The organism is uncultured Microscilla sp. (assembly GCF_947493425.1).
In the GTDB taxonomy this organism is placed as follows: Bacteria; Bacteroidota; Bacteroidia; order Cytophagales; family Microscillaceae; genus Microscilla.
The window spans coordinates 1-12004 of the sequence record NZ_CANLRP010000220.1; the positions used below are offsets into that span (position 1 = coordinate 1).

General features: G+C 39.0%; 11 protein-coding genes. 5 read left to right on the forward strand and 6 right to left on the reverse strand.

Features of this window, described 5'->3' with window-relative positions; translation table 11 throughout:
• Positions 1–203 precede the first annotated feature (203 nt).
• The gene (locus tag Q0954_RS30115; protein WP_299464352.1) at positions 204–1016 is read right to left on the reverse strand and encodes a LytTR family DNA-binding domain-containing protein; all 813 of its coding nucleotides are present in this window, start codon (positions 1014–1016) and stop codon (positions 204–206) included.
• A complete protein-coding gene (locus Q0954_RS30120) occupies positions 991–2025 on the reverse strand; it encodes a sensor histidine kinase (protein ID WP_299464355.1) in 1035 nt (344 codons plus the stop codon). The genes Q0954_RS30115 and Q0954_RS30120 overlap by 26 nt, the downstream gene beginning before the upstream one ends.
• A gap of 211 nt (positions 2026–2236) precedes the next feature.
• Here Q0954_RS30120 and Q0954_RS30125 point away from each other — a divergent pair, with 211 nt between their 5' ends.
• Entirely contained in the window at positions 2237–3124 is an 888-nt protein-coding gene (locus Q0954_RS30125; RefSeq protein ID WP_299464357.1) for a hypothetical protein, read from the forward strand.
• 831 nt (positions 3125–3955) lie between these two features.
• Here Q0954_RS30125 and Q0954_RS30130 read toward each other — a convergent pair.
• From Q0954_RS30130 to Q0954_RS30140, 3 genes are all read right to left on the reverse strand, one after another.
• Complete coding sequence (locus tag Q0954_RS30130) at positions 3956–4249, reverse strand: transcriptional regulator (RefSeq protein ID WP_299464359.1); 294 nt, start codon at positions 4247–4249, stop codon at positions 3956–3958.
• Positions 4250–4299: 50 nt separating this feature from the next.
• The gene (locus Q0954_RS30135) at positions 4300–4932 is read right to left on the reverse strand and encodes a hypothetical protein (protein WP_299464361.1); all 633 of its coding nucleotides are present in this window, start codon (positions 4930–4932) and stop codon (positions 4300–4302) included.
• Between the two features lie 167 nt (positions 4933–5099).
• On the reverse strand, positions 5100–6659 hold the full coding sequence (locus Q0954_RS30140) for a hypothetical protein (protein WP_299464364.1): 1560 nt from the start codon (positions 6657–6659) through the stop codon (positions 5100–5102).
• Between the two features lie 455 nt (positions 6660–7114).
• On the opposite strand from Q0954_RS30140, the gene Q0954_RS30145 reads away from it, so the two are divergent.
• The gene (locus Q0954_RS30145; RefSeq protein ID WP_299464366.1) at positions 7115–7570 is read left to right on the forward strand and encodes a lipocalin family protein; all 456 of its coding nucleotides are present in this window, start codon (positions 7115–7117) and stop codon (positions 7568–7570) included.
• An 85-nt stretch (positions 7571–7655) separates the two neighbouring features.
• Here the strand turns inward: Q0954_RS30145 and Q0954_RS30150 are convergent, their stop codons facing one another.
• Entirely contained in the window at positions 7656–8237 is a 582-nt protein-coding gene (locus tag Q0954_RS30150) for a SiaB family protein kinase (protein ID WP_002700887.1), read from the reverse strand.
• A gap of 181 nt (positions 8238–8418) precedes the next feature.
• Here Q0954_RS30150 and Q0954_RS30155 point away from each other — a divergent pair, with 181 nt between their 5' ends.
• The 3 genes from Q0954_RS30155 to Q0954_RS30165 all read left to right on the forward strand — a co-directional run bounded on the left by Q0954_RS30155 (position 8419) and on the right by Q0954_RS30165 (position 11687).
• Positions 8419–8562, forward strand: coding sequence for a hypothetical protein (locus Q0954_RS30155; RefSeq protein ID WP_002700889.1), 144 nt, complete (start codon positions 8419–8421; stop codon positions 8560–8562).
• Between the two features lie 1307 nt (positions 8563–9869).
• A complete protein-coding gene (locus tag Q0954_RS30160; RefSeq protein ID WP_299464374.1) occupies positions 9870–10259 on the forward strand; it encodes a hypothetical protein in 390 nt (129 codons plus the stop codon).
• Positions 10260–10853: 594 nt separating this feature from the next.
• A complete protein-coding gene (locus Q0954_RS30165) occupies positions 10854–11687 on the forward strand; it encodes a M57 family metalloprotease (RefSeq protein WP_299464377.1) in 834 nt (277 codons plus the stop codon).
• The last annotated feature ends 317 nt before the right edge of the window (positions 11688–12004 follow it).

Sequence of the window (12004 nt, forward strand, 5' to 3'; positions counted from 1 at the left end):
TTTCAAGCACTTTTGAGACTGATAAAATTAAACTCTGCACAAGCATTAGTAGTGAAAAATTAGTGTACGGTTTTGAAGTTTTGGTTTACAAAATTGGTACAATGAAACACTCAAACCACAAATATATAATTTTGCGCCACTTATAAAACTATTTGGGGGGCAATTCGACCTTGTATAAATCTCAGGAGCAAAACGTGGTTTATTTACCCTGGTCTTTCCAACCATTCCAAAAAAGGAGTAACCTTCAAACGGCTGACGATGGCCTTGTCAGGAATGGCAAAGTGTAGGTTTACTACCATTTTTCGGTGAAAGTAAGGTTCAATATCTTTGACAGCCCCCCGGTTTACAATCATCTGGCGGTTGATCCTAAAAAACAGCTGACGATCAATGACCGCCTCAATCTCATCAAGGCGTTTAAAAATGGCTTGCTTTTCTCCATCAAACCCATACACATGAACAGTGTCATTGTCTAAATGAAAAAATGCAATCTTTGTCACCTCTACCGGAATCATCTTATCGCGGTAGCGCACTAAAAAAGACCTTTGCAGAGTGGGTGGGTCAGTAGGGTAGGGGGCTGTCAATATTTGCTGGGCTACCTGTGGTATGTTTGGGTGGGTTTTGCCCAAGGCCTGCTGTAGGTTTTGAACCTTGGCAAGCGATTGGTGAATGTCTTGTTCTTTGAAAGGCTTCAGGATATAGTCAATGCCATTGTTTTTGAGTGCTTTCATGACAAACTCATCGTAAGCGGTGCAAAAAATCACAGGTACGGTTACCTCTACTTGTTCAAACACCCTAAAACTTTGTCCATCGGCAAGTTGAATGTCCAAAAAAATAATATCAATTTGTGTCTGGTGTTTTTTCAAGTAATTTACTGTAGCTTCTACACTGTCGAGCACCCGTACTACCAGGTATTCTGCTTTGGCTTCTATAAACTCAGTAAGCAATTCAGCAGTTCGTCGTTCATCTTCTACTACCAATACATTCATTTTTTTAATATAAATTAAGGGTGACCGCATATTCGTGTTCGTTTTGGGCAACAGTGAGTCCATTGTCGAGCCCCATCAACTGATAACGGTTGCGGAGGTTGTCAAGTCCCACCCCCAGCGAATCTTCTTGAGGGGCTTTGGGTTGGTAATTGTTAGCCACAGTTACACTGCTGGGCTTTTGTTGGTAAATTTTGATAGTCAATGGGCGGCTCGTAGACACAATATTATGCTTGATGCAGTTTTCTACCAATAGTTGCAAGGCATATATTGGCAAACTGTAAGCCAGGGCGTCAGGGGCAAGCTGAATGTCTACGTGCAGGGCGTCTTCGTGCCTTACCTTGAGCAAATAAATATAGGCATTCAAAAAATCCACCTCCTCTTTAAGCGTCACGGTGTTGGTAGCATGTGTTTGCAGTATTTGACGGTATACATCGGACAAGTTCATTACAAAATCTTCTGAGTTGGCGTTGCCTGACCTGATCATGGTGCGTAAAGTACTGAGTGAATTAAACAGAAAATGAGGGTTTACTTGTTTGCGAAGCTGGTCTAGTTCTGCCTTGTATTTTTCAGATTTTAGGGCAAGATTTTCGGCCTTGAGCGTAGCTACTGATTTGGCGGTTTTGAGGGTATGCTGAATAGCAGTAAACAACCACGAAGCCAGTAAAAATTTAAGCCCGGCTGCCCAACCCAATGGGGTAGAAAGAAATTGAAAATTGTTTGAAAAAAAACGGGAAAGGATGAACAGGTACAAGGCGGTAAGTCCCAGATTGCCCAGCAAAAAAGTGAACAAAAACTTACCTCCTTTAGTAGGGGTTATTTGGTTATTGAAATACCATAAAATGAGTAAAAACAAGCTAATGCAGGCCCAACGAGGCAAAAAATCTATCATATCCAGTGATTTTTGTCGGGCTACATCGCCTATAAAATTGAGCAATGGCAGCAAAAAAGCAATCACAAAGGGCAGGGCTCTTTCTATAGAACTGGTTTGGGTATTTTTGTCCAACATCTGTGTTTTTTTTTTGGGTAATTGTGTGGTCATTGCTTGGGCAAATTTGTCAAAAATAAGACTCGATTATTAAAAACAAGTGTCTACTCTAAGAAAAAAAAGGGGTAAGCCAGGCAATGTTTGGGAACATTTTATGTCAAAACCTGCGCGTGCTACGGCATTAGTTGCGATATTTGCCCGAATTTGCTAATATTGATATACGTTTGACGAGATGCCTACTTTTGAGATTGATAAACACATAATAATGCTTAAAAATCTGTTTTTTTTATGTTTGCTGGCCACCATTGGCTATAGCTGTACCGGGCTCAGAAATAGCCGTAAACAGGCGCTGGATGAGAATATTATAGCGACCACCTCGCAGTTGAATATTATAAAAACGCTCGAAAATAAGATTCAAAAAAAGTTGGTAGATGACTCAAACAATGCCATTAAAAGCTACCTGCCCATACTCAAAGCACTTGAAACTGAGCTCAAAGCCCGTAAAACAATGCTTGCGTCGCTGGACATAAAAAAAGACTCGGAAAAAATAGAGAAACTTACCCGTGAGTACCGCAAAAAGCGTGATGAGGAAATTAACCTGTTGCTCATGATGAACGATTTTGTAAATGTAGGTACTGGTACCGTAAAATCGGAAGGTACTTTTGAGTCAGGAGAGTTTACCTTGAGTGCAGATGTAAAGTCACGTATCAACTTGTTTGTCAAGCAGGTAAAAGACTCTCTGGGTAAGTATGAAGGTAAGTTAGACGCTACCCAATCGCTTCAGGTAGAAATAACCACCACTGGATACAGCGACGCAGAACCATTGCGTCGCCCCAACCTTATTGCCTTACTGAAACGAAATGCTCCTGGGCCTATGCCGCGCCCCAAAAAAGGCATCAATTATCCCCAAAACAGAAAATACCTCAATAAAGTACTGTCGCGTTTGCGTGCCAAATCGGTATACAAGTACCTTGACAAGGCGCTCAAAGAGGTGGGTAAAGCCAACATCGTACGCCAATCTGACAATGTAATTGGTTTGGGCGAAACTTATCCTTACCGCGATATTAAAGACTACCTGGAAGTAGACGAGCGCCGTCGTATTTGTAAGTTCTCAGTGGCAATTATTCCTGTCAAAAGCAACGAGTTAGATTGATGTTTGGTCTTGAGCTTTGATTGGCTTTTAGCCTTTTTGTTCTTCGTTTAGCTTTTTTATTGAGCTGTGATGGACTTTTGGCCTTTAGCTTTTTTTTGAGCTGTGATGGACTGTTGGCCTTTAGCTTTTTCTTGAGCTGTGATTGGCTTTTAGCCTTTAGCTTTTTTTTGAGCTATGATTGGCTTTTAGCCTTTTTTTGAACTACGATGAGCTTTAGCCTTTAGCTTTTTCTTGAGCTATGATAGGGTTGAGCCTTTAGCTTTTTTTTGAGCTTTGATTGGCTTTAGCCTTTAGCTTTTTCTTGAGCTGTGATTGGCTTTTAGCCTTTTATTGAGCTTTGATTGGCTTTAGCCTTTAGCTTTTTCTTGAGCTGTGATGGACTGTTGGCCTTTAGCTTTAAATTATCATATTTGCGAATTAGTTAGGAGTTGCTAACCCGTAGTTTTAACTACGCTTTGCGCTCATTCGTAATTAGGATTGCACGAAGTTTTTAAAATCCTTGATATACAGGTATTTACATATAAATCAAGGTGTTAATTGTAGGGGCTACCCTTGCTATAATGCAATGGAAGTTCTCGATTTATCGGAATGGTCGCCCTAGCAAAGAGCAAACATGAGCGTATACGCCGCCTTTTAAAAGTGAAAACAACCTTGTTTTTGTTCGCTTTAACCTTACAAAATACTTATTATCAGATGATTACAAGACTTCGTACACTCCTAATTCGTAATTAAAAAACTTTGCATTTGTCATTGTTTTAAAAAGTACTTTGGTTTACAAAGTTGTTGTGTAAAAAAAATACACTTTTTATAATGATTGATTTTTTTGGAGTATCAAAACCCTTTTAAAAGCTTTTCAAGTGCGTTTAAGTGTGCCTGAAATTCTTTTTTGCCTAACTCAGTTGCCTGATAAGAAGTGCGAGGTTTGCGCCCTACAAATTCTTTTTTTAGTCTAATGTATTCTTTTTTTTCAAGGGCTGTCAAATGACTCGCCAGGTTTCCATCCGATGCGTCCAGTAGTTTTTTGAGAGTGTTAAAGTCCACCCAATCGTTTACTACTAGAATAGCCATAGTGCCAATTCTAAATTTATTTTCAAACGCCTTATTTAATCCTTCTATAATACTCATAATACCCCCTTAAACCCTTGTTTTGCTGTGTTTTATGCCTTGGTGTGTGCCTATCTTTCGTGGCGGTACCACATCAGTGCCCCATACACAATGTGCAATGCTCCAAAACCAATCGCCCAAAATAACAAACCATAGCCGATTAGAAAAGAAGAAATTAGCCCTAGAGCAATTTCGGTGATGCCCAGGTAGCGAATTTCGTTGAGGGTGTATCGACTACCATTGACCAAAGCCAGCCCGTAAAAAATAAGTGTACAGGGAGCCACTAAAGCAAAATATCCGTGGTACCCCAGTACTACACAAAAAAGCCCTCCAGTAGCAAGCGGAATCATGAGGTTCCAAAAAAGACGCAAGGCAGGCTTGGGCATGAGCTTTAACCCTTTACGTTTGGCTTTGCGCCAGGTAAAATAAACCCCAGCACCCAACGAAAGCACCAATACGCTTAAAGCGTCGATGATGAAAAAGGTAAGAAAATCTATATTGATACTATCGTCTGCATTGATTGCCCGCGTGTAATAGTCTGCGTAAGGTGCTTTAAGGTATATAAAGGCCGCACCTGCACCCAAGAGGGCAAATACGCCCGCAAAAATGCCTGAAAGCCCGCTTAATGATAAAAAGCGGGACGATTTTTCCATCAACGATCTAATCTCAGTTAGGGTTTCTGCGTACGCTTGTTGTTCTTTCATTGGTTTGTGTAAAGTACTTTGAAACCCAAAGTAAGTTCATTGCAAACAATAACACAAGTTTTTAGACAAGTTTGTTACGTTTGCTCATAGGGTGTAAACCTCCCATCGTGTTACTATTGGCTCATAGCCTGGCATACACTTTTTCACTTTGTTATACACTGGCAAAGTTAAATTACCTCTTCCCACAAAATCTTCCCGGTTTTGGTATCAATGCCAATCACCCCGTTTTTGCCTGCTGTGATATACACTGCGACTACATTGCGATGATAAGCCGATTGGTTTACAAATACCCGGTTGATACGTTGGTTTTTGTAGGTCAAAATTTCAGAGTCAGGTTGCATATTTTCCCACATTACCTTGCCGTTACGGTCTATAGCCGTCAGCATTTGTCGGGCATTTTTACCCACCTTATCGTTGTGCAAAATAATACAAAAATACTCGTTGCCATACACTAATTTTGCCTTGATATAACTCTGGGCACTTTGCCCTATTTGTTGGGTTATTCTGGGGTTGATGCCGTTGGTTTGTTTCTTCTTTTCGGTGTTATACCTAAGGGGGCTTATTTTGGTTTTCACCAGAGACAAACGGGTAGCATTGCCTGTTCTTTGTGTCCACCACAGATACTCTTCTATGCGAAGGTTCGAGTCAGGGCGGGTGACCAATGTTTTGAAATAAGGCGAATAGTAGTATACTTGGTTAGTGCTGGAAGTAACCTTGAACCAATACCCCTCTTTGGCAATAGTACCTACACCTTTGACCAGTTCGGGCATTGCCTCAATGGTTTCCATCAGGTTTTCGGTAACTTTGCCAGTGCGTGCGTCTCTTAGTTCCAGTATCATTTGATCGGCATTAAAGACCAATATTTGATCTTTTACCCGCATCAACTTAAGCCTACTGGTAATTTTTACTCCCTCAGCAATGGTGATTGTTGCCAACTTACTGCCACTGGGGTGCCCAATAATACGTGCCGTATAAGTGTGGCTCATGCCTCCCTTCATTACTATCCCTTGTTCTAGTATCCAACTCACCAACCCGTCTTTAGTGGCTACAATCTTGGTAGCCTGAGTTTGTACAGTGTTATGCTGAGGAACTCCAAAAAATATGCTGCGCATGCTGTACCCTATGACCGATAGTATGATTACTGGCAATACCACAAATATCCAACGACTGCTTTTGCTACTGCTGGAGGTTTTAACGACTGTAGTAGAGGTATGGGTATGACTGGTAGTATGTGAGCCACGCATGGCTTGGTCAAACAACTCGTCAAAATCGAAATCAAAGCCTTGGTTTGTTTGAGCTCCAGGTTGGGGTCTTTGCATCCGGTTGATGAGTTCATACGCTTGAGGGTGGCTTGGGGTAATTTCCAATACCTTTTCGGCAAGCTTCATGGCTTTTTGCTTGTCGGTGTCATTGCCTTTTTGTTTCCACAAACCCTCGTGTGCCAGTGCCAGCCCAAAAGTACCCTCTATGTTTTTGGGCGAAATGGTGAGTAATTCTTCAAATTCTTTGCGGGCATTTTGCCAGTTTTGATGGGCAAGGTGTTGTTTGCCACGGATAAGGTAGTTTTGTTTGGCGGTTTGCAGGTCTTTGGCTTCCAGCCCCATTACCTGGGCTATTTCCCAAAGATCTTCTTCTGATAGTTGGTCATCACTGGTCTCTTTTTTCTTTTGTAAGTTCAACACTTTTTTTACAAAGTCATCCAACTTTTCATTGTCTTTATGCTCCATGGGTTGGCAGTATTTTATTCATTAAATTACCTGATTGAGCGTAAACTTAACAAAAAAAGAGAGGATTGTAAGTGTTTGGGTGAATAGGTATTATAAAACAGTGTAGTTTTGATGGTATTATACAACAACGTTATCCATTAGCTCAAAGACTAAGGGCTTTGCCTTGTTTTGTATACGCATTACTGCGTACTACTTTTCCTGTGATTATAAGCTCGCCCATTGGATTGGCGCTAAGTGGTGGGTGTTTCAAGACCTATTCTTCTCCAGCAAGTTTTCCCTTTGATTTTTGTATTTTTACTCCAAAGTAATCCATACCTTTGGTATATCAAGTATTAAAACAAAATTATACAATTGGCACTTGTAATTAGCGTATGGTGAGTAGCTAAAACTACTGGTCATTTATCGCTAATTGTTTGTTGCTGCTTATTTAAACAAATTTTTAAACAGTAAAATCAATGCAAAAACGACTCAATATTCTTTTAGCAACACTTACCTTATTGTTTGTGGTGCAGGTACAACAAGCCCAAGCCCAAAAAATAAGAAAAAAACACTTGATCAAGGTTTGGAAAATCTCATTGGAGTCAATTACTCAAAGTTTGCCCCCTGAGCAAAAAGAAAAGTATGACCAAATGAACGACACCGACAAGAAAGCTTTTGCGGCTTATATGGAGCAAATGATTGGTAAAATGCGCATTGAGTTTAAGTCTGGAGGCAAGGCGACCGTCAATTTATTTGGCGAAAAAAATAAAGAAGCCACCTGGAAACTTAAAAAAAATGTGTTGACTATGAATACCGAAGGCAAAAACAGGAAAATGACCATACTTGAACTAAGCAACGAAAAATTTAAGTTTGAAGCCATTGATGACGATGGAAAAAGAATGGAATTGACTATGGTTCCTGCAAGCAAATAATGCTTGTATTGACCAGGCTAAAGTACAAAAGCCTTGAAATGACTTATTCATTTCAAGGCCTTGGGGGTAGATGTTATGTACTATTTTAGGCTGTCTTTACCTCTGGTATTTCTTCTTTGGGTACTTTAATGATGGTCATGACATAAAAGAATGAATGATCTTCATCTATTGCCTCAAACCCAAACTGAAGTTTTTGCCCCGAACGACGCGCCATATCTAAAAAGCCTAATCCTGCGCCCCCCTTGCTCGATAGTTCCATATTTTGAACAATCTCACGGTAGAGTTTGCGAATTTCGCCTTTCTCCATTTCGTTTATATTCTTTAGTTTGTTGTTGAGTATTTCAGCGTCCTTATTGTTGATAGGGTTGCCCGATGCCAATATATACTCGTCGGCTCGTTTGCCCATCAAGAATACCGGACTGTATATTTCAGGGTCGAGTTGAGGGGTAAAATTTTCTTGTTCATAATGGCGCACAATGTTTTGTAAACACTCTACCATTACATTAATGATTTTTTTCTTAATAAAAAATACCTCTTCTAGAGCGTCCAGCTTACTGTTTGCCAATTTAGTAAGTGACACCATTATATCATGGGTAATGGTTCCTTCATAAATTAGAATCAGTTTTTTGTCAACCATTAACTTTCTGAGATCCTCTACGTATTTCATTTTTAGGAAGATTAAATTTTATGATCTGCAATTACTCAAAGCTTTGTGATGAGTATTTTGGCACTTTTTATGTAACTTTTATTACATCGGTACTTTAAAAGCAAAACTTTGATACAACTTTCGATGGACAATTTGTTACTTTAGCAATGTAGTACAAAACCCTAACCAAATTTATTAAAGAATGAAAAAGGATAATTTAAAAAGTAAAAAAATGGTACATTTCAGAAACCGTAAATTGTTTCGTTCAATGGATGTTGCCCCAACTAATTCTTCAACAAGTAAAGCACTTGCCAAATTGGAAGAACTAGTTGCTCGTCAAAAGTAAATAATACATCTTATGTCGTATTGTAATTTATAAGCCACTCTTTAATTGTTCAAATTGAGGAGTGGTTTTTTCATGTGATTACATATACTGTCTTTTCAGGATTTATTTTATAACTACCCCCCAAACCAAGGCTTGGTGAGTTATCCCACACCTAAAACGCACATTTCACATATATATTGATACTCTAATATAATCATTTACCTGATACTATGAGTGGTGACTATTCATTTAGTACTTCAGGTAATGACTAAATATTAGATGTTTTACTGCCTTAAGTACAAAAAACTTTACTTTCCAACACATGCATTTACTGTCTGCATTGGGCAAAAATTCCAGGATCAGACAAGCATAAAATTAATGGGAAACATTGAACAATCCTCAAAAACAAATCACAGGCTAAGCATTTACCTCAAGCAGGTAGTCCAGCGTATGTGTTGCCGCCAATAAGAATCCTGTGAGTGCATTAAATCGCCGGGAGTGGGCGGTGACAGTATGTGTTGCCTTCAGTGGTAATTTGATAAAGCAACAGGCGGGTAGATTTGCCAGACTTTCTTTAAGTCTTGGGGTGTTGTATCTGGTTCTATCATCAATTTACAACTCGTGAGTTAGCCAACAACCTGCAAGACTTAATGCTACCTTTTGCAAATTTATTGCAGTATCAAGTGATTGATAGTAAGCAAGTTATATTGGTGGTTTATTTGATTGAAAAATAAGTAAGTTTCTGTTTTCTTAGGCATTGACACTACATTTTATGATGAGTTATGGAGACAAAGTTGATAGATTTTTTCAGGTGAATTTACCAGACAGAGACATCTTAGGAAAACGGGGAGCAATAATTGAAAGCTATGAGCCAAGCACTAAATAAAAACGAATGGAATAATGAGGCTAGGTTTGTCCCAAACATACCCTGAGCTAAAACCAGGGCAAATAACATCACACATAAGATAAACAAGCAAGCAAGTAAAAATAAGAAGGCTCTATGGCTATATATTCAACAGGTAGCAGCCGTTACAAATGATTGTAAAAATTTGCTAATAAGTTTATTGAAAATAAAATAAATCATACAGCGTACTGTATAATGAATTGTAGCGGGTTATGAATGGAAACCTCTCTCATAAAAAGACCAAAATAGTTTGACAGCAGCACGTTTGGTGTTTTTTTCCTGATATTTAAAGCTTTTTTTGCTCAAAAGATGAAGGCAAAATTTGTAACTCTCTTTGCATTATGGCTATATTTCAAATGTAAAAAACCTTGTCGAGATGGATCAAGAACCTCAAAAATCCAAAAAAAGTAAAAAGCCTTCTTGTATGATGAAACGTGGTTTTTTTGTACTACGTCAGTGCGAAAACCCAGCGGTAAGGCAATGTGCCATTACCCAAAAGTTCATTTGCGAAGATCACTCTGTACACTGGGAAGGCAAAATAATAAGCACAGAAGCCTATGCTGATGAAATGAAGAAGCAGGGTAAGAAACCATCAACCATCACGCGTAATCTGGCAACCTGGCGACCAGGCGAAAAACGAAACTATACCCTTTGGCATTATTACATGCGTGAAGATTTTTACGAACGTCAAAATTATGAACCATTGGTAGATTATGACGAGTTTGATGAGGCGGATGAAGCTGGGTTTGAAACCGAAGCAGGGGAGTATTGGGATGAAGAAGATGGAGGCAAGGGAGGTTTTTATGACAGTTGATATACAGCCTTGTATTTGGGTAGGTAGTAGCAAGCAGTGAGCGATAAGCTTCAAACAAGGACAGTATGCTTATAGTATGGCAGTTACACCTACTCATTAGCTGTATTGAATATTGTCTTGGCACTTAGCATACAATACAGCAAAGCTACGAAATCGTTTACTTTTTTATCAAGTCAAGGAGTTGTTTGTCTGGCAACCCCTTGACTAACTGCGGAACTTATCTGTTTAATTTTGACTCAAAACCAGTTGATTTTATTACCCCTGTTTGCTCAAATGTAGTTATTTTAGAGCACCTATCACTTTTTACATACAAGTCAGTTTTTGCCGCTGTTGGTTTAGCAATATTCAATGTTTTGATCAGGCATTTTATTGTCTCTTATTGCGTCCTGTGTCCGTCAATCATTCCCTTTTTTTTACTTTTTTTTAGTACATAATTTCATTGATTAACTTTTTGCATATCAGTTGGTTGTATAGTGAAACTAAATATTTAGGAACTGAGCTAAAAGTTTAGTTTCAGAATTATATATTGAAAGTAAGTGTTTTTTTAGTACTTTTGACCCATATATTACACTATTATACTTAAAATAAAATATTATGAAGTTATTAACAAAATTATCTTCGGTGGTTTTAATGACCGTCGTATTCTTCACTTTTTCCTGCCAACAAAAAGAACAGGACAATACACCTCAACCTGAGAAGGTTTCTGCCGAAGCCTTGACCCAAATCAAGGCCATGGGTTTTTCTACCGAAGGGGTACTCAAAACAGATGATGGTTATATTGTTGAAAATGATATTTTTATCCCTACCCGGCGACTAGGCGAAAAAGCAGAGCGTAGTGTTTTATTAAGGGCTGGCCAAGAAGAACAATACCGTACTACCAATGTGGTCAACTCTAATGGTGGCAGACTGATCAAGGTGTATATTGGCACCAATTTTAACTCTACTTATGTAGCTGCAGTAAACGAAGCCATTGCCCGTTATAATGAATTAAACCTTGACTTAACTTTCCAGAGAACCACCAACAGTTCTGAGGCTGACATTAAAGTAACTCGCTTGAGCTGGTTCCTTGAACTTTTCGGCGTATTAGGTTCAGCTGGTTTTCCCGAAAATGGCAATCCTTTTGGCGAAATCAAACTAAGCGGAAGGTTGTCTTATGGGGTAGATGGCATTGCTACTGTAATGGCACACGAAATGGGACACTGCATTGGTTTCCGTCATACCGATTATTTTGATCGTTCTATCAGTTGTGGTGGCTCTACCAACAACGAAGGCGACGGTGGCGTAGGGGCTATCCAAATTCCGGGTACTCCTTCAGGAGCTTCTGTATCGGCTGGTTCATGGATGCTTGCCTGCTTTGCGGGTAGTAACCGTGATTTTAACGCTGATGATGTTACAGCGCTTAATTGGATGTATAAAGGTAATTTCTAAAACTTTTTATAGAATTCGTAGTAAGTCTATGTAGGTTAGTGCCCAATGTTTATTCTCAGACATTGGGCACTTTTGTTTTTTAAAACGTTACAAAAATGCCTTGAATAGCACCTAACTTGTATGGAACAATATATTGTTGCTGAACACTATTGGCATCAGCTTTTTGGCAACTATTATCAAAATACTATTGGTTCTTGGTTTATTTTAAATAAACCTGCATAAATTGCTAAGAAATGATTTGAGTGTATAACAAATGATAGGGGCATCATATATAATGCTTGTATGTAGGCTTAACTTTGATGAAAGAGGAAAGTAGA